27 protein-coding genes are annotated in these 26,233 nt (G+C 57.3%); 9 read left to right on the forward strand and 18 right to left on the reverse strand.

The window, feature by feature from the left end:
- Positions 1-5 precede the first annotated feature (5 nt).
- The 6 genes from P8935_RS00805 to P8935_RS00830 all read right to left on the reverse strand — a co-directional run bounded on the left by P8935_RS00805 (position 6) and on the right by P8935_RS00830 (position 7,097).
- Entirely contained in the window at positions 6-1,442 is a 1,437-nt protein-coding gene (locus P8935_RS00805; RefSeq protein WP_348263110.1) for a DUF58 domain-containing protein, read from the reverse strand.
- Positions 1,439-2,503 carry a MoxR family ATPase gene (locus tag P8935_RS00810; protein WP_348263111.1) on the reverse strand — a complete coding sequence of 355 codons (1,065 nt, stop codon included), beginning with the start codon at positions 2,501-2,503 and terminating at the stop codon, positions 1,439-1,441. Before P8935_RS00810 ends, P8935_RS00805 begins: the two co-directional genes overlap by 4 nt.
- On the reverse strand, positions 2,500-3,732 hold the full coding sequence (locus P8935_RS00815; RefSeq protein WP_348263112.1) for a DUF4350 domain-containing protein: 1,233 nt from the start codon (positions 3,730-3,732) through the stop codon (positions 2,500-2,502). The genes P8935_RS00810 and P8935_RS00815 overlap by 4 nt, the downstream gene beginning before the upstream one ends.
- Positions 3,729-4,841: a DUF4129 domain-containing protein gene (locus P8935_RS00820; RefSeq protein ID WP_348263113.1), complete on the reverse strand. Its 1,113-nt coding sequence runs from the start codon at positions 4,839-4,841 to the stop codon at positions 3,729-3,731. Before P8935_RS00820 ends, P8935_RS00815 begins: the two co-directional genes overlap by 4 nt.
- A 146-nt stretch (positions 4,842-4,987) precedes the next feature.
- Entirely contained in the window at positions 4,988-6,094 is a 1,107-nt protein-coding gene (locus tag P8935_RS00825) for a hypothetical protein (protein WP_348263114.1), read from the reverse strand.
- The gene (locus P8935_RS00830; protein ID WP_348263115.1) at positions 6,087-7,097 is read right to left on the reverse strand and encodes a glycerophosphoryl diester phosphodiesterase membrane domain-containing protein; all 1,011 of its coding nucleotides are present in this window, start codon (positions 7,095-7,097) and stop codon (positions 6,087-6,089) included. The genes P8935_RS00825 and P8935_RS00830 overlap by 8 nt, the downstream gene beginning before the upstream one ends.
- 307 nt (positions 7,098-7,404) lie before the next feature.
- Here P8935_RS00830 and P8935_RS00835 point away from each other — a divergent pair, with 307 nt between their 5' ends.
- The gene (locus P8935_RS00835; RefSeq protein ID WP_348263116.1) at positions 7,405-7,782 is read left to right on the forward strand and encodes a DUF5818 domain-containing protein; all 378 of its coding nucleotides are present in this window, start codon (positions 7,405-7,407) and stop codon (positions 7,780-7,782) included.
- 229 nt (positions 7,783-8,011) lie between these two features.
- Positions 8,012-8,539, forward strand: a complete 528-nt coding sequence (locus tag P8935_RS00840) for a DUF1572 family protein (protein ID WP_348263117.1) — start codon at positions 8,012-8,014, stop codon at positions 8,537-8,539.
- Positions 8,540-8,595: 56 nt separating this feature from the next.
- On the opposite strand, the gene P8935_RS00845 is transcribed toward P8935_RS00840, so the two are convergent.
- Both P8935_RS00845 and mltG read right to left on the reverse strand, forming a co-directional pair.
- On the reverse strand, positions 8,596-9,486 hold the full coding sequence (locus tag P8935_RS00845; protein ID WP_348263118.1) for a hypothetical protein: 891 nt from the start codon (positions 9,484-9,486) through the stop codon (positions 8,596-8,598).
- Positions 9,483-10,526 carry an endolytic transglycosylase MltG gene (mltG, locus tag P8935_RS00850; protein WP_348263119.1) on the reverse strand — a complete coding sequence of 348 codons (1,044 nt, stop codon included), beginning with the start codon at positions 10,524-10,526 and terminating at the stop codon, positions 9,483-9,485. Before mltG ends, P8935_RS00845 begins: the two co-directional genes overlap by 4 nt.
- A 229-nt stretch (positions 10,527-10,755) precedes the next feature.
- Here mltG and P8935_RS00855 point away from each other — a divergent pair, with 229 nt between their 5' ends.
- Together P8935_RS00855 and ruvX are read left to right on the forward strand one after the other, a co-directional pair.
- On the forward strand, positions 10,756-11,361 hold the full coding sequence (locus P8935_RS00855) for a hypothetical protein (protein WP_348263120.1): 606 nt from the start codon (positions 10,756-10,758) through the stop codon (positions 11,359-11,361).
- Positions 11,362-11,419: 58 nt separating this feature from the next.
- On the forward strand, positions 11,420-11,872 hold the full coding sequence (ruvX, locus tag P8935_RS00860) for a Holliday junction resolvase RuvX (RefSeq protein ID WP_348263121.1): 453 nt from the start codon (positions 11,420-11,422) through the stop codon (positions 11,870-11,872).
- A gap of 32 nt (positions 11,873-11,904) precedes the next feature.
- Here ruvX and P8935_RS00865 read toward each other — a convergent pair whose 3' ends face one another.
- From P8935_RS00865 to P8935_RS00885, 5 genes are read right to left on the reverse strand one after another with little or no spacing between them, the layout of a single operon-like run.
- The gene (locus tag P8935_RS00865; RefSeq protein ID WP_348263122.1) at positions 11,905-12,657 is read right to left on the reverse strand and encodes a zf-HC2 domain-containing protein; all 753 of its coding nucleotides are present in this window, start codon (positions 12,655-12,657) and stop codon (positions 11,905-11,907) included.
- Positions 12,654-13,184, reverse strand: coding sequence for a sigma-70 family RNA polymerase sigma factor (locus P8935_RS00870; protein ID WP_348263123.1), 531 nt, complete (start codon positions 13,182-13,184; stop codon positions 12,654-12,656). Before P8935_RS00870 ends, P8935_RS00865 begins: the two co-directional genes overlap by 4 nt.
- Positions 13,185-13,216: 32 nt before the next feature.
- Positions 13,217-13,645, reverse strand: coding sequence for a c-type cytochrome (locus P8935_RS00875; protein WP_348263124.1), 429 nt, complete (start codon positions 13,643-13,645; stop codon positions 13,217-13,219).
- The gene (locus P8935_RS00880) at positions 13,629-14,123 is read right to left on the reverse strand and encodes a heme-binding domain-containing protein (RefSeq protein ID WP_348263125.1); all 495 of its coding nucleotides are present in this window, start codon (positions 14,121-14,123) and stop codon (positions 13,629-13,631) included. Before P8935_RS00880 ends, P8935_RS00875 begins: the two co-directional genes overlap by 17 nt.
- 2 nt (positions 14,124-14,125) lie before the next feature.
- Positions 14,126-15,136 carry a metallophosphoesterase gene (locus P8935_RS00885; RefSeq protein ID WP_348263126.1) on the reverse strand — a complete coding sequence of 337 codons (1,011 nt, stop codon included), beginning with the start codon at positions 15,134-15,136 and terminating at the stop codon, positions 14,126-14,128.
- A 349-nt stretch (positions 15,137-15,485) separates the two neighbouring features.
- Here P8935_RS00885 and greA point away from each other — a divergent pair, with 349 nt between their 5' ends.
- Together greA and P8935_RS00895 are read left to right on the forward strand one after the other, a co-directional pair.
- Positions 15,486-15,995, forward strand: a complete 510-nt coding sequence (gene greA / locus P8935_RS00890; protein WP_348263127.1) for a transcription elongation factor GreA — start codon at positions 15,486-15,488, stop codon at positions 15,993-15,995.
- Between the two features lie 9 nt (positions 15,996-16,004).
- Entirely contained in the window at positions 16,005-16,634 is a 630-nt protein-coding gene (locus P8935_RS00895) for a CDP-alcohol phosphatidyltransferase family protein (protein WP_348263128.1), read from the forward strand.
- 27 nt (positions 16,635-16,661) lie between these two features.
- On the opposite strand, the gene P8935_RS00900 is transcribed toward P8935_RS00895, so the two are convergent.
- On the reverse strand, positions 16,662-19,706 hold the full coding sequence (locus tag P8935_RS00900) for a VWA domain-containing protein (RefSeq protein WP_348263129.1): 3,045 nt from the start codon (positions 19,704-19,706) through the stop codon (positions 16,662-16,664).
- Between the two features lie 320 nt (positions 19,707-20,026).
- A complete protein-coding gene (locus P8935_RS00905) occupies positions 20,027-20,524 on the reverse strand; it encodes a thioredoxin family protein (RefSeq protein ID WP_348263130.1) in 498 nt (165 codons plus the stop codon).
- A gap of 107 nt (positions 20,525-20,631) precedes the next feature.
- On the opposite strand from P8935_RS00905, the gene P8935_RS00910 reads away from it, so the two are divergent.
- Together P8935_RS00910 and tatA are read left to right on the forward strand one after the other, a co-directional pair.
- On the forward strand, positions 20,632-21,075 hold the full coding sequence (locus P8935_RS00910; RefSeq protein WP_348263131.1) for a hypothetical protein: 444 nt from the start codon (positions 20,632-20,634) through the stop codon (positions 21,073-21,075).
- A 129-nt stretch (positions 21,076-21,204) separates the two neighbouring features.
- Entirely contained in the window at positions 21,205-21,435 is a 231-nt protein-coding gene (gene tatA, locus P8935_RS00915) for a twin-arginine translocase TatA/TatE family subunit (RefSeq protein WP_348265380.1), read from the forward strand.
- Positions 21,436-21,527: 92 nt separating this feature from the next.
- On the opposite strand, the gene P8935_RS00920 is transcribed toward tatA, so the two are convergent.
- Positions 21,528-22,373, reverse strand: coding sequence for a DMT family transporter (locus P8935_RS00920; protein WP_348263132.1), 846 nt, complete (start codon positions 22,371-22,373; stop codon positions 21,528-21,530).
- Between the two features lie 2 nt (positions 22,374-22,375).
- A complete protein-coding gene (locus P8935_RS00925) occupies positions 22,376-23,701 on the reverse strand; it encodes a VWA domain-containing protein (protein ID WP_348263133.1) in 1,326 nt (441 codons plus the stop codon).
- Between the two features lie 203 nt (positions 23,702-23,904).
- Here P8935_RS00925 and P8935_RS00930 point away from each other — a divergent pair, with 203 nt between their 5' ends.
- Positions 23,905-24,957 carry a VWA domain-containing protein gene (locus P8935_RS00930; RefSeq protein ID WP_348263134.1) on the forward strand — a complete coding sequence of 351 codons (1,053 nt, stop codon included), beginning with the start codon at positions 23,905-23,907 and terminating at the stop codon, positions 24,955-24,957.
- Positions 24,958-25,031: 74 nt separating this feature from the next.
- On the opposite strand, the gene P8935_RS00935 is transcribed toward P8935_RS00930, so the two are convergent.
- A complete protein-coding gene (locus P8935_RS00935) occupies positions 25,032-25,985 on the reverse strand; it encodes a hypothetical protein (protein ID WP_348263135.1) in 954 nt (317 codons plus the stop codon).
- Between the last annotated feature and the right edge of the window lie 248 nt (positions 25,986-26,233).

Raw genomic sequence — 26,233 nt, forward strand, 5'->3', positions numbered from 1 at the left:
AGTGACTAAACCATTGCGCGTTCCTTCACCATCAAATACTGATTGAGCACAGAGGACGTCACCGCCTCCGGATTCAGATCGAGGGTGAGCGCTCCTTGTTCGTGAAGCCGCGCGAGCAGCAGTTCGCGGCGGGCAGCCATCTCCTGCGCGGCGGCGGCGCGAAACATCTGATCGACATTTTTCGGGCGATCCTGGGCAATGGCATCGACCTCGGGTTGTGCCATCGCAACGAAGAGCAATATGTGACGACGCAGCAAATGCATGGCGCCGTCGATGACCTCGGGGCGCATCGCGGTTTCGGCGAGGTCGGTGATCCATAAGATCAGGGATCGCCGCGGTTGCAATCTGCCGAGCAGCGTGGTGGCGCGAAGGTGGTCCGCTTCGCTGGACTCAGCGCGAACCTGCGCGAGCAATTCAATCATCTGGCGGAGGTGGGCCGCACCCCGTCCCGGCAATAAACGCTGCTGGATGGTCTGGCCGTAGGCAAGGAGCCCGACGCGATCGCCGGAGAAGAGCGCAAGCTGCGCCAGCCCGACGGCGGCTGTGCACGCATGATCAAGCTTGGAGTGCTCTCGCAAGCTGCCGGGAGCCAGAGGCATGGCTGCCTTGGTGCCCGGAGAGGCTACTACGCGCGAGCGCATCAGGCGTCCGCAATCGAGCACGATCCATACCGGCTGGCTGCGTTCGGTCTGATACTGGCGCGTGATCAGGTTTCCGCGCCGCGCACTAGCGGTCCAGCAGATGTCGCGCATGTCATCGCCTTCGCGATAATCGCGCAGACTTTCGAAATCGCGGCCGAGACCGCGCTGGCGAGTCTGACGCAGTTGCAGGTCGATCTGGCGGCTGCGGGCCAGAAATATCTGCTGCTCTTCGCCTGTGCGCAACGCAGGATAGACGCGAACGGTCTGCGCGAGGGCCGCCTTCGCCCAACGCTCTGCCAGACCGAGAGGCGAGCGATAGCGGATGTAGAGCTGGCCGGTGGCGCAATCTCCGCGTTCCTGAGGTTCAACGCGGTAACGCACGGACGCAGGCACCCGCGGGAATGACGTGATGCGAATCGGTTCCTGGGTCGCGCCGGGGTTGCGGAGCGAGGCGGGAAGATCATCGATCAAACGACAGTCGATGATGACCGAGCCCTGATTTTCAATAGTGAGTTCGATCTCGGTCTGACTATCGAGCGACGGAACATTTGACCAGCTTCGCGTGGCTGTCAACATTGCGGCGCGAGGCAGCCGGGTCCCGTCGAGTATCGCGGCAATGAGAACAAGTACATCCCACGCCAGCATCGCGTAGCTCAGCCGCTGATCCCATAGTCCCGGAATTAGAAAGGCGAAACCGACGATGAGCAGCGCCACGGACCGCGCGGTGAGTCCGAAGCTCCAGCGGCCACGCGGCTCGCACGTTGCGTGAATCGCTGCGGGATGGAAGGAAGGAGCAATCATTTGCGCGGAACCGGCACTGTGGCGATGACGTCGGCGAGGACGCGGTCGGCATCGAAGCCTTCCAGTTCAGCCTCGGGCTTGAGCATCACGCGATGACGGAGCACCGGCGCGACGGCGCGCTTTACATCGTCGGGAACGAGATAGTCGCGGCCATCGAATGCCGCGGAAGCCTGCGCCACGCGCATGATGCTGAGCGCCGCGCGGGGGCTCGCGCCGAGCAGCAGGGTTGGCCACTCGCGGGTGCGCCGCGCGAGCGTCAAAATGTATCCGTAGAGCTCCGGCTCGATGCGGATGGCGCGCACTTCCGCGCGCGCCGCTTCGAGCATTCCTTCGGGGATGGGTGCTATTGCGGCGTCGTCGAGCAGACTCACACCGCTGCCCGCGTGGTGGCGCTCAAGTATCTGCAATTCCTCGGCCTCATTCGGATAGGGCACGCGGATCTTCATCAGAAAACGATCGAGCTGCGCCTCTGGTAGCGGGTAGGTGCCTTCGAAGTCGACCGGGTTCTGCGTCGCGAACACGGTGAACCAACTAGGCAGGGGCCGACGGGTGCCATCACTGGTAACCTGGCGCTCCTCCATGCACTCCAGCAGCGCTGCTTGCGTGCGTGGAGGCATGCGGTTGATCTCGTCAACGAGCAGAAGATCGGTAAACACGGGTCCAGCGTGAAACGTGAATGTGTCAGTGCCGGGACGAAGGATGGTGGTGCCGAGGATGTCGGCAGGCATGAGGTCGGGGGTGGCCTGCACCCGCTGGAAGCCAAGGCCGAGCAGGCGTCCCAACGTCTTGACCATCAGCGTCTTTGCAATGCCCGGTACGCCTTCGAGAAGCGCATGGCCCTGGCACAAGACGGAGATCAACACTTCTTCGACAACCTGCGTCTGCCCTGAGATCACGCGGCCCAGCTCGGTACGCGCGTGGGCGATGAGCGCGCTGGTTGCACGAAGGCCTTGCTGCGACGCTGCAGGCTGCTGCACTTCTGCTGGTGGCTGCAACTCTACAGTTGGCCGCGAGACCGCATTTGGATCTGAAGATTCCTGCTGGTTCACTTCCTCGCTCATGAGGGCCTTTCGTTCCGGGTATTCCCGTTAGTTGCGGATGGATATGGAGTGCCGCCTGTCTTTGCCATCTGCGCCAGCATCTGGCGATGATGGTGGAGCAGTTGAATCATTTTTAATGCAGAGCGTGGCTCAATCTTCTCATTCAGTCTCGCACTCTCGCAGGCAGCCAGATCGGCTTCGAGAGTGGGATCGGCGTTGGGAAAGCGGCGTCGAATTGCGGCGGCCAGTTCTTCCGCGTTGACCGAGGCCTGACGCAATCCGCAAAGGCGCAGAGCGTAGCGGCGGAAGCGCTCCCATGCGATTGTGAGCGCGGTCGTGGACGCTCCGGCACTGCGATAGAGAGAGCCTAGAGCCTCAAGGAACTCAATCGGAGTGGACCGAACCGGTGGCGACAGCTCACGAACGGGGCCGCTACGACGGCTGAAGCTGAAAACGATGAGGACCGAGAGCAAAATCATTCCGATCCATAAGAGGGTCACGGTTGGTCCTGAGACGTAGCCCCACTCCGACTTAATATCGCCATGCAGCGACTCATCCCAGTAAAAGTGGTGCCCGTCGCGCGGCCCGATGGAGTTGAGCAGCAGATCGAAATTCTGGGCGCGCGCGAGTGACCCATTCTCGAGCGGCGTTGAGCCGGCCAACCACACCACATGGCCTCGGGCGTAGTTGTACTCGACCACGGCCGGTTGCGCGGCGCAGCTGTACTGGGTGCGATGGGCCGGATTTCCAACCTGCCATGTAGCCTCGGGCACCATCCAGACTGCGCCGCTTCCGGCCAGAGTATCGAGACCTTCGGCCTCCAGCTGGCAGGCAGCGAAATTGAATTCTTTTGGTGTTCCGACATCGCCTTCGGGAAGCAGGTAGCCGCCCCATAGGCCAGTTGCGAGCACTCGACCGCCGCGCTCCACAATCTGCTGCACAGCATTGATGTCTTCGGTCTCGCGAGTGAAGGGACGCGCGAAGATGACGACAGTGTTGGGCCCGGCGGTGGCTGCCAGTTCGCTGAGCGGACGCTCCCACCGCTCGATGTTGTACCCGGAACGCAACAGCGACTCATAGGCGGCGCGCGCTCCGTGCTGTCCGGAAAGATAGGTGGACGGCATGGGATTGTCGTTGTTGTTTTCGTTCGGCATCACCACGCCAATGAGCACTGCGAGGCCGATGGCAACGGCGATGCTCCAAAGGAGAAGACGGCGATCTTTGAGATCGAGCGACGACATGAATTTCATCGGACACCGCCTTCGGAAAGGGGTGAAGCTTCACTGGTGCCGACGGACGTTCCTCCAGAGATGAGCGTAGAGGCAAGACTCTCTGCGCTTTTATAATCGCTTTCTGCTGCCACCCGACCGCCGTACCAGAAGCGCTCGAAGGAACTGGTCAATTGTGAGAGTCCCGGCTTGCGGGGATCTTGAGGAGCCACCAGCGACAGGTATTCGCGTGGAGTGCGGGCGCGATCGGCCGGCCACAGACGGCGCGATTCAAGGCGGGAAATTGCGGCCCAGTAAACAAAGTGAATTGCTTCGCGCCATAGGCCGGAGGCGGCTGCGCGTCGCGCGTCTTCAAGCCACAACTGCCAATCGCGCGCTGAAGGGGCTCCGGGAGCGGGACGATCTCCCTCTGGGACCAAGTGAATGCGCCATCGGCGCTCGAGCCGCAGCAACGAATAGACCAGCGCCACGCAAACACCGATTATGAATCCCCACACGAGAGCGCGGCCAATCCATGCAGAGCGTGCTTTGAAGTTGGCCGCGCTTTCGAAAAGATGATTGAGCCAGTTGCCAAATTTTTCAAATGCGGAGTCGCGGACCGACGGTTTTTGTAGATCGCGAAATTCAGCGCTGGCCAGCACCTGCTGCATGGCTGCGCGTTGTTGCGCGTGGTCGATGTAGGAGGCAGCCGGCGCACTGGCTTGGGCAAGATCGCTTTCCAGACGCGCTTTTGCGGCTTTCAGGATTTGCGAGGTGGTTGATTCCTGTGGCGAGGATTTGGGTCCTCCCGGAGAGGTGGATTTTGTAGGCGGATCGGGATCTTTCGCCTTCGAGAGGAGCGCGCGCAGCCAGCCGTATCGCACCAGTCGTTGCTCAGGGTGAGAGTTGCGCGCGATATCGACTCGGTCATCTTGACCGACTAATGCGGGATCGCAGTTCTTGAGGTTGCGGGCACCCTCACAGGTGTCGACGAGTACCGATAGCGTTTTCAAATGTTGGCGGTAGTCGTCGAGGGAAACGTCGTGCCAGCGCACGCCGGTTTGCGGCGGCGCGGAGGTTTGAGCGCATGCGATCGCGGTGATCGCCATCGCGACGAACACGGCCCTGAGGCGGACACTTTGCACGAGCATCACGCTTGAGGCCCCTGACGCAGTGCTTGCGGCGTGAGCTCTTTTTGCGTCTGGACTCGAGGGCGAACATTCATGGCGTCTGCGGTGATGATATTCGATCGGGTAAAGATCCGAATCGGCGGACCGACCTGCGGCTTGTTTCCCACCTATGCGTTGCCCTCTCCGGGAGTGCGTTCCATGAGCACTTCACGAGGGGAAAGGCACGCCGGCTCTTGTGCTGCAATTACGATTTCCGCAGGATTCATTTGAGCGTCGGGTAAAAGAGTGACCTGCGTGGAATCCAGGACAGGGTCAGGTGCCGGAGGTGAAACCAGCATCCCCGCTTGTTGCATCATCCACTCGATATCGAATCCTTCTTTGCGGATGCGCTGATCAAAGTAGAAGAGCGTAAAGGCAATTCCGTATAACGGCTTGATAAGAGTTTTCACGGCAAAGAACGATCCGTATGTCGCAAAGAGAGCCACGACACCTACGAGTTTGGCGTGTGCCTGGCCCTGGAGCGAGGGAATGAGGGAGAGCGCGATGATGATAGGAACCATGAGACACCAGGAAAGGATCTGGTTCAGGACCGCGCCCAAAACATAGAGAAGCAGCATGCGGGCGCGCGTTCCATTGCTCAGCAGCGTGCTGCGCTTGAGAGAAGTCCAAGCCGTAGTTTGCTCGACAACGCTTACCGGGAATGCCAGACAAAGGTGCAGCAGTATCCACACAGCAGCGGCGCCAAGAATGATCATGAGCACAACAAGAAGACCACCGAAGAGGGGGCTGTTGTCGTTGGCAGCTGCGCCACTCACCTTGAGGGCAATCATGCCAAACATGGCAATCAGAAACACTGCGCCGGGGACGATGGTGATTGCCAGTATTTGCCATGTGTAGAGGCCGATGTAACGCCATCCCCGCTTCCAGATTGTTTTGTAGGCGCCCCGGATCGTGATGCCTTCTCCCAGGAAGGTACGCGCGGCGGCATCGGTCATGGCGGCCTCTCCCAAGGCGATGGAGGCAAGACCGAGAGGAACGACGACGACCAGCAATGCAGTTAGGAAAATCCATAGTGAGGCGTCGGGAACGGTTGCCCCGTGTTTGGTCCTCGAACCCATCCACGTCAAAAAGGCAAAGATCCCCGCAGCAGATGCAAAGATGAATCCCGCCGGAAGGGTGCCAATGCCAAAGAATACGAGAAAGCGAGAACGATAGATGTGCGCGGTGCGATCGAGAATCTCTGACAGCGTTAGCGGATGAAGCGGTTCATTCATGCCCGCTCCCGGTGTCGGAGATGGCGATTTCTTCTACCGGAGCGGGGGGCTCAAGCTCTGGCTGGGACATACCCGCGGTTTGCATCATGCGCTCGATATCGTAGCCTTCTTTGCGCACGCGCTGGTCGTAGTAGAAGAGTGTGAAACCGGTGGCATAGATCGGTCCGACAAAGGAGTTGGTGAGGAACGCCAGGAATTGCTGAACCACGCTCATCCATACCGGGAGCACTCCCTGGTGCTTGATGCCGACCACGATGAAGAAACCCTGGGTGATGCCGGTCATGCCAAGTTGAATAATCAAGGCGAGCAGTCCCAGCATGAAGATTCGACCGCGTGAGCCTTTGCTAAGTTGAATGCTGCGGCGGATAGCTGCGCGCGCTTTGAGATTTTCCACGGTGCAGGCCGGAACTGCAAGTGCATAGCGCAGGCTCATGATGATGCCGAAAATAAGGGAACCGAGAAGCAGAAAGAGAAACGCCACACTCGATACCAGGAAGACAATCATCTTCGAAGGGTCAGGCGGCGGAGCGTGTGGCGTTGGCGAGAAGACTCCTGTCGGACGAATATAGACAAGGATCACCGCAGCATAGGCGGCATAAATCACCACGCATGGAAACCAAGCCCTGAAATAGGTGATGGTCATTAGCCAGAGATAGCGTCCGGTGCGCGGCAGTATGGTGCGATAGGCAGCGCCGATGCTGGCTGGTTCGCCAAGGTAAAGCCAGCCCACCGCGCGGGTATTAGCCGCTACCGCAAGGCCGCCCGCCACAAAAATCGCGAGATAAAGAACGACCAGTCCAACCACCGAGACGACGATCAGGCCGGTATTCATGTGCATGGATTTCGCGGCTTGCTGCGCCCCGATTTGCAACAGACTCAGAACGAGCAGTATGCCGCCGTACACCGAAGAGATGCCCGCAAGTAACAGAAAATTTGAGCGGTAGAGTTCCGCAGTTTTATCCAGGATTTCGCCAAGGGTGAGCGGACGCAGCGTCGTTTCCATGCCGGGGTTCCTTCAATCGAATGGGAGGCAGATGCTTTGCGGGGATGCTAGCACAATCATGGCTCGTATGGCGTCACACTCCAGAGGTATTCCGAAACAGACGAAAATCCCGGCAGTTTTTTCCCACGTGGTACTTCTTACCCGGCGCCTTGACACCCATTTTTATCGCAACTCCTTCGAAAGAATGAATCAATACAATGGCCCGGCGCTTGCTACATAAGACCTCGTTAGACAAGGGCCCCTATAATTTGCCCGGATTAATTAGAAGACGGTGCCAACAGGGGGCCGTTCACCCCGGAGGTTAAATATGAATCCCAATAAAAAGCAGTTTGTTCTCGGTCTTTCGTCGTGTGCGCTATTGTTGGCGACCATACCAGCGCTGGGAGCCACCACACCAAAATCCGCAACGCAAATGCCTGTATTTCAAGAGCCGCAGACTCCGCCTTCGCAGACCCAGCCTGATCAGACAATGCCTAATCAGGATTCCAAGACTGCTACGTTCAGTGGGACTGTTGTGAAAGATGGCGAACAATATGTGCTCCGTGATTCGTCGGGCAGCGTTTACAAATTGGATGACTCTTCTCGCGCTCAGGCATTCGAAGGCAAGACCGTCAAGGTAACGGGTCGTCTCGATGCGAACTCCAAGATGATTCACGTCGACAGCATTCAAGCGCTTGCTTCCTAAACCGCCCGAAAAAATTTAAAAACAAATCTTAGAAAGTTAACCAATCCGGATGCCGGAGATGTAAGCTGGCATCCGGATTGTTATTTCCTCAGGGAGCTTCCCGAGAGCAGTAACCAAAGGCAACGCCACCGCCGAAGTCGAGCACGGTAAATCCGCCGCTCAACTTCGGCGGTGGTGCGTCGAGGGTGATTCGATAAAATTTGCTACGTCAAGAAGGGACGATCCATCCATGTCTACCGATCCTGCAATCGAAACATTCCTCAAGTTTTCGCAAAGCAAGCTGCTGGAACAGTATTGGCCGCGCCTGCGCAAAGCAGTTGAGACGTTGAGCGACGACCAGATCTGGTGGCGTCCGAACGAGGCCAGCAATAGTATCGGCAACCTCATTCTGCATTTGAATGGGAACGTCTGGCAGTGGCTGGTTGCATCGTTCAATCGGCTTGAAGATCAGCGCGACCGCCCGGCCGAATTCAACGCGACCGGCGATCTAACAGCAGCCGACCTGCTCGCGAGGCTTGGAGCCACGATGGAGGAAGCGGCAAAAGTGCTGGCAAAACTCACGCGCGAAGATCTGCTCGCAACGTGGAATATCCAAGGCTATACGGTAACGGGACTGGCCGCCGTCTATCAGGTGGTTGAACACTTTGGATTGCATTACGGGCAGATTGTGTACATCACAAAAATGCAGGAAGGCCGCGATCTCGGCTTCTACAAGGATCTAGGAAAGACCGGGCGTGCCGTTGGAGGATCAGTCTAAAGATGTACAGACGTTCGAGTGCGCGCGAGACGTGAGAAACGAGACGCGCGCGTTGCTTACTGCAGGCTCTGTATCTGAGTTCCCGCGGGGATCTTCACTGAGAATTCGTCGGCTGGTAAGTGGTCCTGATTGTTGACCACCTTTTCAACCGTGAGCACGATCTGTATTCCCTCAAGCGGGCGCTTAATGACCACTCTTGTGGGATATTTGCTGTCCCCGAAGCTCTGGTATGCGGAGTAGGTGACCTGGCTCTCCAGATTTCCTTCACTGTCATACATGTCTTGATTGGACGGCAACAGGTCGTCGCGATGGAAGGTGAGCACGCGGACTGGCTTATCCCTTCGGCTTCCATTGGGCGCATGACGCGTGATATTCAGGATGTACTCCGGCATCGTGTACAGATGCTTCTTTGCCGCGTCTTCAATCGTCTCAGTATCGGAAGTCTCCGAATAGAAATCCTCGGGTTCCACGCCGCGCACGATCATGGCGTCAAAGAAGAATCCTGGGCGGATATTTTCAAACTGCTTCTCGGATTTTTTGGTGATCGTATTGGGACCCTGAATTGCTTTGTTCTTCGTGGGGACCAGCAAGGTGAAGGTGATTCCATCGCTTGCCATGTCAAACGCTTTGATACCGAGGTATTGACCAGCTACCCGCAAATGATTCGGCTTTTCCATCACGATCCATCCACGGACGCTCGGGTAATCCGTTGCCAGGCCCTCCTGCGGTTTCAACATGGTGGCCTGAATCTCGACGGTGGCGGTGAGGTTCTTGAAGTTATCCCAGCGACGATTTACCTGTTCGACCAATTGTTCCGGAGTAGCCGTCTGAACGTTTGCCGGAGCTTTCGGCACCGGCAGATGACGCTTCATGGGCAGCAGCGAACAACCGCTTAATAGAAGCGGCAACGCCATGGCGACCATTCCGAACCGGTGACGCACCATCATCGCTGCCCTGCCTTCTTGATGGCATGCCGATAGCCGGAGACATTGTGGGTGTGCTCTTCAAGCGTCGTGGCAAAGAGCGATTTGCCTTGTGGATTGGCGCCTGCAGCTACGAAGTAAAGATAATTAGAGGGGGCTGGATCCATCGCGGCACGCAACGAAGGCAGTCCTGGATTTGCTACTGGGCCGGGTGGCAAACCAGCATGTACGTATGTGTTGTACGGCGTGTCGAGTTTCAGATCGCTGGCGTGGATGGCGCCGCGCCATTCGTGCTTAACTTCAAGACCATAGATCACCGAAGGATCGGTCATGAGCGGCATATGTTTCGCGAGCCGGTTTTCAAACACGCCGGCGATCAGCGGCCGCTCCGAGTCCAAGGCCGATTCCCGCTCGACCAGCGATGCAAGGGTTACCACCTGGTGCATATTCTGTTTGAGACCAATTTGCGCGGCCTCAATACGGAATTGGCGAACCATGGCAGCAGCCACCTGTGCCGGTGTTGTCTTACGCTGAAACCGATATGTATCGGGAAACAGATAGCCCTCCAGCGTTTTTGCCTGCGGATCGATATCCGCCACCAACTCAGTCAGCCGCGCCTGCTGGTCTAGAAACTCAGTACGTGTGGCGATGCCGGCCTGTTCCAGCCGAGCCGCAACGTCGAAAATACTTGCCCCTTCCGGCACCGTCACGGCTACGGTGTAGACGTCGCCCCGGGCGATTCGGTCGTAGACGTCCTTCAGTGGCGTCGGACGGTCGAAGCGATACTCCCCCGCTTTCAACTTGCCTTTCCGCACCCAGCGCCACAGATCGAAGGCGAACTGGCTACGAATTATGCCTGCGGATTCCAATTGCTGGGCGATGCGCGTCGTCGAAGATCCGGGCGTGATATCGATGAAAGTCTCGGTCGACGGCCCAAATGGAGTGAAGATGACCCACGCGGTCAGCGCTGCCACCCCCAAAACGGCCAAAAACAACAGCAACAGCAATGCTTTCAGCGCGCCTGAGCTCTTCCTTTTTTTGATTTTGCTGCTCCTGCGAGCCATGCGCTCCTGAAAAACTCCCGTCTTTATCTAAGACGCAGGTGTAAACCCTGTGGATTCTCTATCTTTCATCATTGTATCGGGTCTCAAAAAATTTGCCCGCGCCATCGTTTTTCTGGGCCAATCACTCACGAAAGTGCTTGTATTCACGTCAGATGAATAAAGCGTCCGCGATTCAGTTGAATACAGCAACAATAGTGTTCTGCAGCAAGTACACATTGGAGATCGATCGATGACTTCGCGTGCATTCATTTTTTGCAGCCTTTTGGCCCTCTGCCTATCCACCGCAATCCAGCTGCGAGCCCAAGCTCACCCGGGTTCCGACGCAACGTCAGCATCCCAGGCATCCGTTGAAGTTTTTGGAGGATTCTCGCTCGCGGGAGGAGGTTTGACCGGAACCAGTTATGGTTTCAATGGAGGAGCGGACTTCCGGCTTGTACCGCGGGTCTTTCTCGTCGCAGACATCAACCAATTCCACGTTCCCAGTCCATCCTCTTCGAATACTGAGTCAGAAACCGTGTACCTTGCCGGCCCCCGCTACCTCGTCCCTGTTCATTCATCGTCGCGCACGTCCTTATTCGGGCAATTTCTGATCGGCGGTGACACCTTCCACAACGGCGGGCAGGCCTATACATACGAATTCAATAACGCCACCTCGCTTGCGCTCTCAGCTGACGGCGGCGTTGATTACGCATTGAGCCGACATCTCGGTGCCCGCTTTCAAGGCGGATACTTGCTCACGAAGCTTAAGTACAGCACCTACGGAGGACCTGTGAATCCTTCGTCTGCCTCTGACAATCAGGGGCGCTTTGCGGTAGACATCGTCTACCGCTTTTGAGCTGAGAGCTGACGCCAGCGGTTAAGCTGGAAAAGATAAGCTGGAATTCGGAGCCTGCATGGCAGAAACTCAGCCGCCGCGCTATCTGGCGCTCGACGTGGGTTCGAAACGCATCGGTGTTGCCGTCTCCGACGAACTGGGACTGACGGCTCAGCCGGTCCTGACCCTCGAACGGCGTCGCAATCAACGCGAAGACTTGCGGTCGATCGCGCGCCTCTGCCGCCGCTTCGGGGTAGCGGGTATTGTGGTTGGCAACCCCCTTACGATGACAGGGGAAGTGAGCGTACAGGCTGCAAAGGTGCAGGTTTTTGCCGCCGAACTTGGGGAACTTGCCGGGTTACCGATTCACCTTTGGGACGAGCGCCTGACTACGCATGAGGCACACCAGATGCTGTACGAAGCAGGTCACGCCCGCCAGGATCACCGCCGCGTGGTCGACCAGGTTGCCGCGACGCTTATCCTGCAATCGTTTCTCGCTGCTCAAGCCGACCGGCCGGCCGAATCAATCTAAAAGGCGGTCTGACAATTCAAAAGCGGTAAGAGCTACTGATTGGCATTCTGCAATATCTGGGCAAGGTGCCGAACACCCGTTTTTTCCGCATCTCCAATCACAAAGAAACGCAGTCCCTGGCTGTTCCACGTCTCGATGTTGAAGGCGTTTCGCGCATCGGCCCTCTCTGAAACTGGGAACGCGCTGCCAAACACGCCATCGTCCTGCATAATCAACACCGAAATTTTGTGCTGCCCCATGCCCACTACAACTTGTGCCGACGGCTGCTGATGCAGATACACTAACCGGCCGCCGAGCAAGGTGAATTCAGTCCCAGCGAACTCGGGAAGGTTGAATGAAAAGGGGATGCGCCCCTGGAACCACGGCTTCACCGTGTGCCGGTCAGAGGAGACGACGTCATACGGATTCGCACTCGCCAAATCGCCCACGTGTAAGTCTGCTACTTCTCGATAAGCATCCGCGCGCACGGCACCTTGTCGCATCCAGAACATAACGAAGACCAGCATCGCCAGCGCCGCAATCGCGAGGGAAAGGCCTCCAAATGCTTTGAAGCCCGGTTTGCGCGGCGCGGTCTGGGACTGGATTTTGCGTCTGAATTCCACACTCGGGGTGAACCGTGTGCGTGCTGTTCTCATGGTTCGGCGCACGCTCAGCATGCTCGCAACCTCTGCCGTGCATGTACTGCAGGTGGAGAGATGCCGTTCCAGGGCATTTCCCTCCTCTGCTTGCACCTCTCCATCTAAATATGCTGCAAGCATCTCGCGATCCTGATCGCAAGGCATCATCGCACCTCCTGGCCAGCGTTTGCGTTGAGCGCCGCTCGCAAGCTTGCACGGGCCCGCGAAAGCCGCGACATCACTGTTCCCGGCGGGACATCAAGCACCTCGGCAATCTCGCGGTACGACATCTCCTCCACCTCGCTGAGCAGAATAATCTGCCGGTAGTTCACCGGAAGGGACTCCAGTGCGGTAAAGACGGCATGCTCGCTTTGGCTGCGCAGCAACAGTAGCTCAGGGGTCAAGTCGTGCGCCATCGCCAGGTCGGTTCTTAATTCGTCGTCTTCAAGATATTGCGTATTCCGGGCAGCGAGACCACTCTTTGAAGTTAGGAAGATGTTGCGGAGAATGCGAAACATCCAGGCACGCAGGTTAGTGCCCTCTGCGAAAGAGCCAAAGCCTTTCAGAGCCTTGGCGTAGGTCTCCTGTACCAGATCTTCGGCGTCAGTTCGATCGCCGCCAGTGAGCCAGCATGCGTGGTTGTAAAGCTGGTCGAACAGTGGCATGGCCAACTGCTCAAAGAACACCCGATCCATCCTGTCTCCTGCGACCGACCTCAGCCCGGATTCTATTTGCCCGAGGATTGCCGGAGAAACTGAATAATATCCGCTCTCTCCTGGGGATTGGGCACGTGAAACGCCATGTCATTGTTCGGAACGACTGCTTCTGGATTGGTAAGCCACTGATCGAGTGAACCTTCGTCCCAGAGTATGTGCGCGGCTTTCAGTTCATCGGAATAACTGAAGTCCGCGATGCTGCCGGATCTTCGACCGTACACATCTCGCAGCCGCGGTCCCTCCTTGTTCTTGTCGAGAGAATGACAGCCTGTGCACCTCTTTTCGAAGAGCTGTTTTCCTGTTTGCGGATTTCCGTTGATCGCTCGGTCAATTCTGATTGCACCTTCCGCGCTGCTTACATGCGGGAAGGAAGAGATTGCCGCGGCCGTCCAGATTATTGCGACCAAGATCAGAATTCTGCTGTCAGTTCCCTTCTTCATTTTTCTCCTTGTGTCCAGCCGCTTCAATCCGGATGCGCTTTCTCTCGGCGCGCGTCCATGCTGTCACTTGCCGATTTTCGTTTTCGGTAAGGGCCGCCGAGTGGATCAGCGCGTAGGGTTTTGGCGGCATCTCTCCGCCTCTTGCTTCGGCAGCAATGCGCGCTAGTGCTGCAATTCGGTCTTCTGCGCCCATGCCTGCCCAGGCCGAAAAGTTCAGCGCAGTACGTCCTCTCACGACATCGCGTTCCACCAGCCACGAGACAGGAGCTATCCGGCTATACACGGGCCAATGCGTCTGGTTCGAATGGCAATCTGCGCAGTTTCGCTCGAGAATGCCGCGGACATCGCCGGGGACTTCGCTGCCGCTCAAGATCGCCGGGCCAGTGTTGTCATCGCGCAGGTTGCCCCAGGGATGCACGAACGAAAGGCTTCCACCGGCAGCGATTAGAAACACCGCACAAGCTATCGCCGGCCTCATGATTAAAAGCCCGACTCACGATACTGGCCCGTCATTCCTGACAATGTTGCGTCTACGATGGCCAGTTCGCGCCGCTGGGCAATGAAGTTCACATTCGTGATGCCAAGGACGCTCTGCAATCGATCGGCCGACACTTTCATGGGACCGGGCGATGGCGCTGCGCCCGGCGCCGGCTGTGGAAATGCAGTGGACATTGCGGTGTGGAACATCACGTTGCCTTCCACTTTTTGCATCACCTGGTGGATGTGGCCGTTCAGCACTGTGACTGAGCCGAAGCGCTTCAACATCGCGAACGCCTGTTCGCTGTCCGACGTGCCCCAGCCCCACTCTGGATAAACAGCCCACAGCGGGATGTGCGCAAAGATCACAATTGGCATGCTGCTTCTCAAGCTCTGCAAATCCTTCTTCAGCCAGTCGAGTTGAGTGGGGCCAAGCTTGCCCATGCCTTCGAGTTGCACGACGTTGACGAGGCCGATGAAGTGCACGCCCTTGTGGTCGAAGCTGTACCAGCCATTCCCCTTGGTGCCTTTGCCGTAGCGCTCGAGATACATCTTTCCGTCGTCGACCGACGTGTCGTGTTCGCCGGGCACGTAGAAAACTTGCCGGCGCGGCGAAAGCAACTGATCAAGAGTGTCGAACTCCGCTGGCTTGGAGGAGTGCGTCAGGTCTCCGGTGTGGATCAGGAAATCAGGACTTCCGGGAGCCTGATCGATTTTCTTCAATGCGGCCTGCAGCGTTGCCGTGACGTCGGTGTTCGCGGGCTTGTTGAAGCCGATGTGGCTGTCGCTGATCTGCACAAAGGTGAAATCAGACTGCGCGGACGGCTTGATTGGCTCGCCGAACGCGCGCGAGGTTGGCACGCCGGCTGCGAACGTCCAGACGAGTCCGGTGCCTGCCCAGGCCATGCACTTCAGGAATCCACGCCGGTCAATGCCATCGCTCCCGACCTCTTCACTGACGGAATTAACCTTGGTGGTCTTGTTGCGAATCTGCTCCCGTTCAAATTCATTCATCGTTCTTTCTCCAGAACACGTTGCCCGTGTACTGAAGAGAACTGAGAACGCGCCGGTTTATTCCGCGTGCGCAGATGAAAATTTCGATCTCTGGTCGGGCTTTCCGTACATATCGCGCAGATTGATGCGGGGGAAAGCAAGGCGCTTCGACTTCGCTCAGGATGACGGGACATTCAAGAGGTTTGATTGCGGGCTTATTCAGGATGACGTGTTTATCCACGGGTTTAGTCAAGGTCGCCAGCACTAGAGCTCCCCGCCGCCACCCGCCGGGCGTTGCCGCGTATAATGAAAGGTCTAGACGTATCATTTTTCGCGGTTGAGCAGCCCCGCTCGCCGCAACGGATCACGGATGCCCGATCACATTAAAAAGCAGCTGCTCAAAGAGATCGCGACCCTTGAGCATGAGCTATCCCACGAGTTGCCGGCTGAGATCAAGAAGGCCGTGGCCATGGGAGACCTGTCAGAGAACGCCGAGTATCACATGGCGAAGCAGCGGCAGGAGTTTGTGAATGCGCGGCTGGGACAGCTCAAGCGGCGCATGGCCGAGCTTTCGCTTGTGAATCTGGCGAACATTCCACGCGATAAGGCAGGCTTCGGTTCGACGGTGGTGGTTTACGACTCCACTAAAGAAGAAGAGATTGTGTACCGGCTGGTCACCAGCGAAGAGTCGGACGTGGCCAAGGGATTGATCTCGACGACTTCGCCGATTGGCCGTGGCATTGTCGGCAAGAAGGTTGGCGATGTGGCCACGATCGTTACACCGAACGGCAAACGCGAGCTGGAGATTCTGAAGTTGACCACCGTCCACGATGAAGCGGGCGAAGACGAAGAAGAGCCCGATACCGGCACAGAGAAGTAGGAAGCAAGAATGACTTGGACGAGTGCTTTTGGCCGCGCCTGCGGTTGGCTTCTTGATCGAATCGTGCACGGGCTTGCACTGACCCGTATCTCCCCCAACGCACTTACCTTCATTGGTCTGGTGATCAATATTGTCGCGGCTTTTTTCTTCGGCCACGCAAATGCAACCAATGCGGGAATTATGTTCTTCTATGCGGGATTGGTTATTTTCGGCGCGGGCATCTTCGACATGCTCGATGGGCGTGTCGCGCGCAGAAACAACCAGGTCACGGTCTTCGGATCATTCTTTGATTCCGTGATCGACCGCTACTCCGATGTGGTGCTCTTCTTTGGACTGCTGGTCTATTACGGCCGCATCAATCGCTTCCGCTATGTAGTGCTGGTTGCTTTCGTGATGATCACGTCACTGATGGTCAGCTACACACGGGCGCGGGCCGAGGCTTTGATTGGCTCATGCAAGGTGGGATTCATGGAGCGCCCCGAGCGCATCGTGCTTATTCTGCTGGGCGCGCTGTTTGAGCACTGGGGAGTAATGGCGCCTGTGCTTTGGGTGCTCGCGGTGCTCTCGACGATCACGGTGATTCACCGCATCCAGTACACCTACCAGAACACCAAGAATCTTGCGCCGCTCAGCCAGTAGAAGCCCAAAACAGTCGAAAGCCCCACGCTAGTTGGTTTTGCTTGTGGAGGGCGTCTTAGTGGGTTGAGTTGCCGCGCTCACAGGAATTTCCAAGGTCCCAGCATTTCCTGAATTCGTGTCGAAGATCGTGGTTACAAGGTGAAGATCCGTATTGGAAGGCAGGTCAATCTCCAGATGCGCTGGAAGCCCATCGCGCTGAATAGCGCTGTATTGATCAGGCCGTATCATTAGATTCTCCGCATCGCCCACCCAGTTGACGGCATTTCCATTGAGATCGTAGGCCCTAAGGCCAACCAGAATTCTGCCGCTCCGATCACCTTGCGCGTCGGACAGCAAGCGGACATCCTGCGCGCGAATAATCAAGTCCACATCGAAACGCGTGTAGGGAGCACTAAGCTTCTCATTTTGACCCGCGCGTTTCGCATCAGGCCCCGGTTGGATTGCGGAAGGTCCAAGGAGAACTCCGTAGAGGACTCCGGTGGCGCCGGGCATTCCGGATTGCAGGAGAGGAGCAAGCTGATCTATACCGAGATTTCCTTGAGAGACCGGAGTGTCCTCGGCGTTGTAACCCTGCCGGTAGGCCAGCTTGTACTTTCCTTTCGCAAGCTTGACTTCAATCTGGCGATAGTTTCCGTCCATCTTTTCGGTGGGCGAATAACCGAGCGTGTAGTAGTTGGCGCCGTCGTCGATGGCGTGTCGCATGGCTGCATTGAGGTCGTTGGTGTTGAAGAAGGCCTTCCCACCGGTGGAGGACGCTAGCTGCTCCATCGCGTTGATCGTGTCTGCGCGCTCCGCCGCGCCTGCCATATAGGGGGACGTGGCTCCGTTCTGGCTACCCGCGTGTCCTGCGATTCCTCCAGCACCAATACCGGAAACATCGGCTACTGCCACGTGCTCCGTCATCATTCCCTCTGCGTCGATTGGATACACGGCGATCCTCGAGACAGTGAAAATGTCGGCGGTCGTCTTGGCCTTCTCGACATATCCGGGGACTGCAGCATTCTGCCTTGTCGTCTGTTGCTGACCAACGGTGGGAAAGATGGTGACCGGAAACGAGCTTGCAAACCAGATGAGATTCTTGCGGCCGGGAATGCCTGCAAGGTAATGGCCAAGATAGTCCAGGGCCTTGAAGGTCATAGAGGCACGCGCAGCATAGTCAAAGGCGCGAGAATCCGCTTGCGCAGCTTGAAGTGCCGCGATGGCGAATGGGGAAGCCTGCATCACTTGTAACTCTGCAACCACACCTGCATCGTCGGCTTCGTTGCTACGACTGCGAGCGGCGTGATTCTTTTGCACCTGCAGTCCGTTTCGTTTGTCGTTAAGCGCCGCGATCAATGCCGAAGTATCCGTCGTAAATCCCTGGATATACCGCAGCTGCGATCCGAGGATAAAAATCGCAACACGGGTCCCCGGCTGCATGTGGGTGAGGAAGTCCATGACCTCCCGATGGACATATGCCTGATCCGGAGGCTCGGTGTTCAAGGTATCGAGCAGCAGAACATTGACCGCATCACTTTCCGGAGCCGGTGGAACATTGGTGTGCGCTCCCGCAGGCATGGGCGGCATTGCTGGCGGCGTGCTGGGAGCCTGGCTGCCGTTCGTACGCTTCTCAAAAAAGTTGATGTCTTGCGGCTTGCCGTCTTCCATCACCAAGAAGTCTTGTTTGGTAAGACCGAGAACCGGTTCGCCGTTGCTCTTCGTTACCACCACATCAACGACCACCGCGCGCGTTGTCGTCCTTAAGATCGGTGCCGGGACTGAGGCAGTATCCTCTTTTGCCGGGATCGGCACGACTGGCGTTGTTACAGGCGCCGCAGATGGGACCTCGGGAGGAGCCGGTGAAATCGGCGATGTTGCAGAGCTGGCTTTATCGGGAACCGGTTCAGTTGGACTTGGCTGAGAAGCGATTGCTGAAGCCGGGGAATCTGTGCCTTGAGTAGCATTGAAACTCGGGTTCGCGTCAGCCTCGTTTTCAGGAACCACCCGCACGTCTGCCCTAAACATGTGATATTGCTCGAACACTACTTCATTGAGCATGGTCTTCAACGGACGCGTCACAAATTGCAAGGCCTGATGTTCCACGTCGTTGGAATACCGAACTTCCTGGGCAATCGACATCGACAGGCTTCTTGCCGGGCAAAAGTAGCTCTTCCCGCCGATGTTCACCGATCCGTACTCAACAACGAGATCGGCACGCGTGATGGGATCGGTAGAGGTAAGATTCGCCTCAACACTGAGACGAAGGATGGTTCCGTCTTCCGGGTTGATCGTGATTTCTCCGTGATAGCCGGAAAGTTGTCGGAACGGAATCAGTTTGTTCCACTCCGCCTGACTTTCCGGCGTGCAGCAGTAGTTCACCTCGTAGTGAGACTTCTCTCGCGGAACCTCATAACTGAAGACTGCCTCAAGCCCACCGGATTTCTTTTCCCAGTGACTCCAGACCAGCTTGCTCTTCGCAGCGTCAACCAGAACGACTCCGAGGACGGGACCGAATATACCCCACGTAGTAAGACCGGGCTCCGCTGTCGCCGCTGCCTTTTTGACCGGTCCCGCATCCACAGTCTCCCGGCCATCACGGTAGAGGACTGTCTCGCTTGAGGACCGCACGAAGTGTAGAGGCTGGTAGGCAATGCTATCGGTTGATCTTTGCAGCAGCGGAGTATCTTCGAAGTGTTTGGTCTCACGCGTCGCAAAGAAATTGGGTAACTGGGGAATGGTCCTGCCGATATAGCTAACGGCGAGACCCATGATTCTGCGTTGCTCGGCAAAATTTGGTGCTGCCATGACAGGAATTTCAGAGGCGGGCGGATCAAGAAAGGCGGATTCGTCGACCAGGATCAGCAGATTCTGATAAGCCTTATCGCCTGGCAAACCAGCTCTCAATTGCGACAATTTCTCCGTGCTTAGCCGTTCGGTCAGTTCCAGATCGGATATCTGCTGTGCAACTTCGGCGTCCGGTCTTCCACGGGCCGCGTTCAGGGCCTGCTCCAATTGCGCAACGGTCACTCGCTTCGAAGCGAATGCGGGCAGAGTCATTCCGGCGAGCAGGATAAGGATCGCCAACTTGCGCATGGCAAAGCCTCCGCGGATAGACACACTATGCTTTGCAACGATCGCGAAAGAGGGTCACTGCAAATCGGAAGCGGCAGCACCGACCATGGCAAGGTTTGCTGGCACAGTCATGGCGCGAATCCGTAGCGATGAAATCTTACTCGGCTGGACCATCCGCTCGATAGTCAGGCTCTTGTTACAAACGCACACAAACTCGATCTGATTTCGCGAGTAGTTCCGCGGCACACTCAAGGATTTGGTTAGAAAATGAGACCAAATGGAGACTAGCCCGATGAAACTGTGGGAAGTCGGCGCGTAAGTTGTCCCACACCGTCAGGCGCTCAGCAGTTCACTACCATCACGCTGCAGCCGGGCTTGGTTGGCTTCCACTGAACCAGAAAACTAGTGACTGAATTCGGCTCCATGTGGCCCATTTTTTCGAATTCGCCACTCTTCTGGCTTAAGAGCACTTTGCCTGTATCGCTGAGAACTACGAGCGCCGGCACACCCTTCTCGAGGGGAATGCCGTAATGTTTTGCGAGATCAAGATTGGCGTCGTACTGCCCCACATTGATGTGCACCAACACGTAGTTTGATTCGAGAATTGGACGGTTCTGCGGATTGTGGAAGTAGATGTCGAGCACCTGGCAGTCGCCGCACCAGTTTCCGCCGAAGTCGAGAATCACGCGCTTGTGGGTCGCGGCGGCCGTCTTGAGGGCTGCGGCAAGATCGGCCTTGGCTTCTGTTGGATCAGGATATATATCACGACTGGCAGAAAATGCCGGTGCTGCGGTCAAAGCCACGGCTGCAACCATGCTCAAAATCTTTGTTAGTTTCATTGGACGGGGGACCCTCCAGCGGCTATTCAAGTCTGTCATAGGGATGCGATGGAATGCCATGGAGTTACAAATCCAAGCGCTACCGTCGGTGCGAAGATTTAGTCTTAATGGTGATGAACAAACTGCGCCAACGGCTCGAGTCCCATGCGTTTGCCGATTTGGGGGCGATGATGGAGGGGTATGCGCAGGCAGCCGTTGAAGTTGCGAAGAGTGACTTCCGGCAGACGCTCGATTTTTCTTCGGACTCAATCAACGCGCTGGACGAAATTCTTGTCCTGCTGAGCGAAAGTCCGGAGATTGATCTTGATTTTGAATCGCGCCTCTGGGGTAGCTACCTGGGCGAGGTTCTTCGCAGGCGCTACGCGGGCTCGTGGGAGATGACGCAATACCCGGGTGGGGAGCATGCGGTGCCGGCAGTGGACGTGCGCGGATCGCGGCTTTTCCCGTTGATGAAGGTTTATCGACGCCTGACCATTGGCGAAGAAGAAGACCTGCGCAGTTTTTTCACGATGGTGACTGAACGGCTGGGCAATCCGGCGAAGGTGAACTGACGTACTTAAGGGGCAAGCCGCTAAACGGTAAGAACACGAGTGGCATTGGTCACCGCGGCCGGTTGGCTTTGTGCGACAATTGAGGGTGAAAAGCGCGGCCCCCGCGTGGGGCGCGCGGAAGGATACACGATGGGCGATCTATTACAGCCATGGCACCTGATTCTGCTGGCGATTGTGGCGTTTCTGCTGTTCGGCGCCAAGCGTCTGCCAGAGCTAGGCAAAGGGCTTGGCGAAGGATTGAAAGGGTTTAGGGAAGGCATCAAGGGCGTGACCGACCCCGCGCCGCCTCCGACGTCGCAGAGCGTACAGACTCCGCCTCCTCCGCCGCCAGCAAGCAACGAGCCTCCGAAGCAGGCGTAAACCGGAGCCGACGAACGAATTGCCTGAATTCTTCAGGATCAGAAAGGCCTGTGCCAGACGGCATAGGCCTTTGTATTTGCGCTTAGTCCGAACTAGGCGCTAAGCAGAGCGACTGCAGCGAGCGCCAACCCCATTCCAGCCATCTGTCGCTTGGTCGGCCGCTCGCGCAAGATGATGCCTGCAAGCAGGATGGTGCCTGCCGGGTACAGGGAGCAGATGACTGCGGCAACGTCCAACCGGCCCAGTTGCGAAGTGAGCATGTAGAGCAAGTTGCCGACCGTATCCAGTGAACCGGAGATGATTCCGGCTATCCAAAAGCCACGCCAGGGACGTTGGGGTGGCGCAAATGCAACGACAAGCAGGATTGCGGCAACACCCGCGATTCTACCGGATGTGAGCGACCACAAAACTCCGCCTGCAGCCGCCATTTTGAAGAGAATTAGTTGCACTCCGAAACCGACACCAGCGCTTGCACCGAGTAGCAGCGCGCGGCGGGAGGTTGGGGCGTCAGGCGTCGAGGGCGTATGCGAAATCAGCCAGATCGCAGCCAGTCCAGCGGCCAGACCGACCAAGGTGAGCGAGCTGGGCCAGCCGGCGTGAAAAAACTCAAAAAGAACGGGGATGAGCGCGGTCATCAGACCCGTCAAGGCGGCGGTGAGCCCCATGGCTCCTATGGAGAGAGCGCGATAGAAGACGGCGAGGGCGATAGCCCCTTCAAATCCGCCGATCGCAGAGTAGATCAGGTAGCTCGCAGCAGGGATGGTGAATCGCAGGACCAGGCAGACCAGCAGCAGCGCTACAAGGGAGACGATTTGCCCTGAGGCTGTAATGAGCAGCGACGATGACCTGCGCGCACCCCAGCCGCCAGCGAAATCGGACCCGCCCCAACTTGCGGCGGAAAGCAGACCGAAGCCCGCCGCGGCTCCTGAAGAGCTCATCTTTAGTGTTGTTGATCCTTGCCGGAGGGGTAGTAGCCCTTTTTCGCAATCACTTCGACACCGGGCCGATCCACGCGCACTTCGATCTTGCGGTACCTGTCATCGATCAGAGGCTGATGGCTTGAATACACCAGTGTGTACTGATTTCTTGCCTCCTGGGCGAGCTGCGCGTAGCTCTTCTCGATGCCGTTCAAGCTGCCCTCGGAATCAAGTATGCCGCCGGTAGCCAGGACGTATCCTGCCAAACGGTTGTCATACATGGTGAAGGGCAGATGGAGACGGCTTACGTAGCCCTCTCCCCAGCGTGCAGAGTCTCCAACAGCCGTGCCATAGACAGCGATCTTGTTGGTCTGGAGATAGCGCAGCACGTCCTTGTAGGTGGCTTTACTGCCGTATTCCTTGCCGTCGGAGATGACGTAGATGATGCGGCGGCGGCCCTGGGGCCGCGTGGAGAGCTCTTTGGCGGCAGCCAGGATCGCATCGTTCAGGGTGTGGATTTCCTTATGAAGTGTGATGAAGTCTGGATTGCCGACCGCACCGCCCTGCTGAACGGTTGGGTTCGAATCGACGCAACCGCCATTCTTCACGATTGCGCAACCTGCGAATGGGCCGCTGTTGATGGGCACCTGCTCGTCGCGACCAATCGACTTGGCCAGTGCCAGCACGGCGGGTACGCGATTTCCCTGCGCGCCAGTAAAGCCGGTCCACTCGCGGGGCCCGTTGTTGTACGAGAAGATGGCGACCTCATCGTAGGGTGAAAGGGCTCCCTGGAAGGCGCTCAGCGAATTGTTCACCTTGGACATCACGTCCGAAGTGAGGCTCTGGTCGATTACGAAGGCGATCGATAGCGGTGCCGGGTCGACGGTGAAGATCTTAAGGGGCTCCCAGGTGTCGTTTTCGTAGACCTTGAAATCGCGCCAGGTGAGACCGGCGATTGGCTTTCCCTTGGTGTCTTTTACCGTAACCGGAACTTCGACGTAGGTAGTATTGGAGACGAATCTCGACCCTATGTCCTCCGGCGTCATGTTCTCGGGAGGCGTCGTCTGAACATCCTTTGTCTGGCTGGGAGGAGGCTGCGTGGCGGGCGCCTGCTGCGGCACGTCAGTAGAGGTGCTCGAAGTAGCGGTCGATGCCGGCGTTCCGATGCCAGGAGTCAGAGGACCAATACCCTTGAGGGACGAGGGAGCCTGAGGAGCGGGAGCATCCGGAACAGCTTGCTGGTCGGCCGGAGCCTGCTGGGGTTGTGCCTGGGCAAAAGCCGCCGTACTGAGACTCAGCGAGGAACTCAGAAGTGCAGTCAGCGCCAGTGTTTTAAAACCAAGGTCCACAGGTATTCTTTCCTCCCCATACGACACTGCGCCAACCGATTTTCTGGCCCGCAGGTGTGCCAACCAAGGATAAACAAACTCAGAGGGCTGCACCCGTCAGAGTATCAGACGCGACGCAGCCCCGCAGGTTTGCCCCACTCCACTGGAAAGAGTTAAGCTATGCTCTCTTTCGGTCCTGTTCTCACGTCCAACAGGGTAATCGCATGCGCGTCTCCCGCACCCTCGTCCTCCTTCTGATGGCCATGCCGCTGTTTTCGTTCGCGGCCTGGGGACAGCTTGTTCCCTCTCCCGACGCTCCTCCGGTAAGCACCGCTCCGCCACCGCCACCGGAAGAAGAGTCGATGGGCACCCTGAAGCTGAATGTGAATCTCGTCGATTTGTTCTTCACCGTGAAGAATAAGTCGGGCGAACTGGTTCCCCACCTTTCGAAGGACGATTGTTCGGTTGCGGAAGACAAGGTTCCGCAGACGCTCAAGAACTTCACGGCGGAGACTCATCTTCCGCTAACTTTGGGTATTTTGCTCGATACGTCGGGTAGCCAGATTGACGTGCTGCCACTGGAGCAGCAGGCAGGCAGCCAGTTTCTTGAACGCGTGCTGAAGTCCAAAGATCAGGCGTTCCTTCTTTCCTTCGATGTGAACGTGGACCTGCTGCAAGACTTTACGAACAGCGCGCGCCAACTGTCGCATGCCATGAACAAGGCTCAGATCAATACCGCTGGCGGGAACGGCAGTTCCGGGATTCCGGGACTCGGCGGCGGCACTATCCCGATCCACGGGACGCCAAAGGGCACGCTGCTGTACGACGCGATTTACCTTGCTTCGAACGAGAAGATGGCGCAGCAGAATGGCCGTAAAGCGATGATCATTCTGACGGACGGCGACGACCAGGGAAGCGACCACAAGATTCAAGAAGCCATTGCCGCCGCGGAGAAGTCGAACACGATCGTTTACGTCATTCTCATCGCTGAACCCAGCTTTTATGGAGGATTTGGCTACTCGGGTTATTCGGCTGCGAAGAAACTTTCCGAGGAAACGGGCGGGCGCATGATCAACGTGGGCGCCAACGGCAAGAAGCTGGATGCAGCTTTCCAGCAGATTGAAGAAGAGTTGCGCACCGAGTACCTGGCAAGCTATACCCCGACCAACGCCAAACAGGACGGCACCTTCCGTCGAGTTTCGGTGCAGTGTAAAGGCGATGACATGAAGGTACAGGTTCGCAAGGGTTACTATGCACCTGCGCCGGAAGGCAGATAGGCTCCGCGAAAAACGGATCACGCAAGACAGAAAGGCCGCCTTGAAGGCGGCCTTTCCTCATTGCAGACTCGACATTACTTTCCGGAGAGGCAGCCTTTTTGTCCGGAGCTGTTGGGGTAGCCTGTGCCGGCATTGTAAGCAGCATTCGACCACTCGCCCTGGATCTTCCATTCCGAACCGTTCGAGAATGTAACGAGCGGGGCACCAAAGGTCCACGCGCATTTGTCCCCGTTTTCCTGACCCGAACTGTCGTACCATGCGCCGGGGCTGGCGGGATCGGAGCGAGCTTCAGAAAGCTCGTGACCACTGACATTCGCGATGGCAGCCAAACCTTGCGAGTGCAGTCCGGAAGTGTCTTGCGGATCGCAACCGGCATCTCCGTCCAGCTTGAAGAAGAACGCAAATTGTACGGGGACACCATGACAGGTGCCGGCGCTGTGCCATGCGCAGTATCCGGCATTGCCGCGCGGCGTGTCAGTATAGACCGCGTAGTAGCCGTTGCCGGCGGAGTCGGGGTTGGTGATTACTTTGCAAACTTCGTTCAGAATCGTCGTGGTATTGCCACCGCCAGTCGATGCCGATGAGTCAATGACATGTCCGCCGTGCGTCACCATGGGACCGACTGTTCCGTTGGATCCAGTGTATTCATCGGATGCCTTCGCGTAGTTGGAATTGCTGAACCCGGTGTACCAGGTATCCATGCCGGTGATTTTGTCTCCCGAGTAAGTTGCCCAACTTGTTCCCCAGAAGATCGCCTTTGTGACTGAAGAAGGCATGATCTTGCCGCCGTGATAGGTCATGTCGGGACTTCTTCTGGAACCAGCAGCCTTGGCTTCCTCGGCGGCTCTGGGATTTGGCTCGAATCCACGAGCCCAGTGAATTCCCAGCATTGGAGGATCAGTTTTTACGTTGAGGTCCTCGGAGGCTCCGGGTCTCTGAACTTCCTGAGCGTTGGCTGTTCCGACTGTCGCCAGTCCAACTGCAATTCCTGATGCACACACAAGTGCCGAGAGCAGTTTGATTGTCATCTGAATGATCTCCAGTGGTAGGGATTTGTGGACGGCCGGGAAAGCAAGCGACTCCCTTGCCGTTGCTGAAGATTGCTCGAAGCAACCTACAAATGTCAATCCTGTGGAGGTGTTAGCTGTTCTTTTTCAATCGGCGGCAGAAGGGATGTGCATTTTACATGCGAGAAATTACACGTTCGGCAGGCGAGGGCCTCTTTTTCGGTCAGCGAGGCATTCTTCAGCCCGGGCTTTCGGTGACGTAAAAGGCC

The organism is Telmatobacter sp. DSM 110680 (assembly GCF_039994875.1).
Classification (GTDB): Bacteria; Acidobacteriota; Terriglobia; order Terriglobales; family Acidobacteriaceae; genus Telmatobacter.

Coding starts and splice junctions, on each gene's coding strand:
- P8935_RS00885 (WP_348263126.1), bottom strand. CDS start 15,136: ATGAATGAATTTGAACGGGAGCAGATTCGCAACAAGACCACCAAGGTT.
- P8935_RS00930 (WP_348263134.1), top strand. CDS start 23,905: ATGCGCGTCTCCCGCACCCTCGTCCTCCTTCTGATGGCCATGCCGCTG.
- greA (WP_348263127.1), top strand. CDS start 15,486: ATGCCCGATCACATTAAAAAGCAGCTGCTCAAAGAGATCGCGACCCTT.
- P8935_RS00910 (WP_348263131.1), top strand. CDS start 20,632: ATGGTGATGAACAAACTGCGCCAACGGCTCGAGTCCCATGCGTTTGCC.
- P8935_RS00865 (WP_348263122.1), bottom strand. CDS start 12,657: ATGATGCCTTGCGATCAGGATCGCGAGATGCTTGCAGCATATTTAGAT.
- P8935_RS00935 (WP_348263135.1), bottom strand. CDS start 25,985: ATGACAATCAAACTGCTCTCGGCACTTGTGTGTGCATCAGGAATTGCA.
- P8935_RS00830 (WP_348263115.1), bottom strand. CDS start 7,097: ATGGAAACGACGCTGCGTCCGCTCACCCTTGGCGAAATCCTGGATAAA.
- P8935_RS00905 (WP_348263130.1), bottom strand. CDS start 20,524: ATGAAACTAACAAAGATTTTGAGCATGGTTGCAGCCGTGGCTTTGACC.
- P8935_RS00840 (WP_348263117.1), top strand. CDS start 8,012: ATGTCTACCGATCCTGCAATCGAAACATTCCTCAAGTTTTCGCAAAGC.
- ruvX (WP_348263121.1), top strand. CDS start 11,420: ATGGCAGAAACTCAGCCGCCGCGCTATCTGGCGCTCGACGTGGGTTCG.
- P8935_RS00895 (WP_348263128.1), top strand. CDS start 16,005: ATGACTTGGACGAGTGCTTTTGGCCGCGCCTGCGGTTGGCTTCTTGAT.
- P8935_RS00815 (WP_348263112.1), bottom strand. CDS start 3,732: ATGAAATTCATGTCGTCGCTCGATCTCAAAGATCGCCGTCTTCTCCTT.
- P8935_RS00820 (WP_348263113.1), bottom strand. CDS start 4,841: ATGCTCGTGCAAAGTGTCCGCCTCAGGGCCGTGTTCGTCGCGATGGCG.
- tatA (WP_348265380.1), top strand. CDS start 21,205: ATGGGCGATCTATTACAGCCATGGCACCTGATTCTGCTGGCGATTGTG.
- P8935_RS00845 (WP_348263118.1), bottom strand. CDS start 9,486: ATGATGGTGCGTCACCGGTTCGGAATGGTCGCCATGGCGTTGCCGCTT.
- mltG (WP_348263119.1), bottom strand. CDS start 10,526: ATGGCTCGCAGGAGCAGCAAAATCAAAAAAAGGAAGAGCTCAGGCGCG.
- P8935_RS00870 (WP_348263123.1), bottom strand. CDS start 13,184: ATGGATCGGGTGTTCTTTGAGCAGTTGGCCATGCCACTGTTCGACCAG.
- P8935_RS00825 (WP_348263114.1), bottom strand. CDS start 6,094: ATGAATGAACCGCTTCATCCGCTAACGCTGTCAGAGATTCTCGATCGC.
- P8935_RS00900 (WP_348263129.1), bottom strand. CDS start 19,706: ATGCGCAAGTTGGCGATCCTTATCCTGCTCGCCGGAATGACTCTGCCC.
- P8935_RS00920 (WP_348263132.1), bottom strand. CDS start 22,373: ATGAGCTCTTCAGGAGCCGCGGCGGGCTTCGGTCTGCTTTCCGCCGCA.
- P8935_RS00810 (WP_348263111.1), bottom strand. CDS start 2,503: ATGAGCGAGGAAGTGAACCAGCAGGAATCTTCAGATCCAAATGCGGTC.
- P8935_RS00880 (WP_348263125.1), bottom strand. CDS start 14,123: ATGAGGCCGGCGATAGCTTGTGCGGTGTTTCTAATCGCTGCCGGTGGA.
- P8935_RS00875 (WP_348263124.1), bottom strand. CDS start 13,645: ATGAAGAAGGGAACTGACAGCAGAATTCTGATCTTGGTCGCAATAATC.
- P8935_RS00835 (WP_348263116.1), top strand. CDS start 7,405: ATGAATCCCAATAAAAAGCAGTTTGTTCTCGGTCTTTCGTCGTGTGCG.
- P8935_RS00855 (WP_348263120.1), top strand. CDS start 10,756: ATGACTTCGCGTGCATTCATTTTTTGCAGCCTTTTGGCCCTCTGCCTA.
- P8935_RS00805 (WP_348263110.1), bottom strand. CDS start 1,442: ATGATTGCTCCTTCCTTCCATCCCGCAGCGATTCACGCAACGTGCGAG.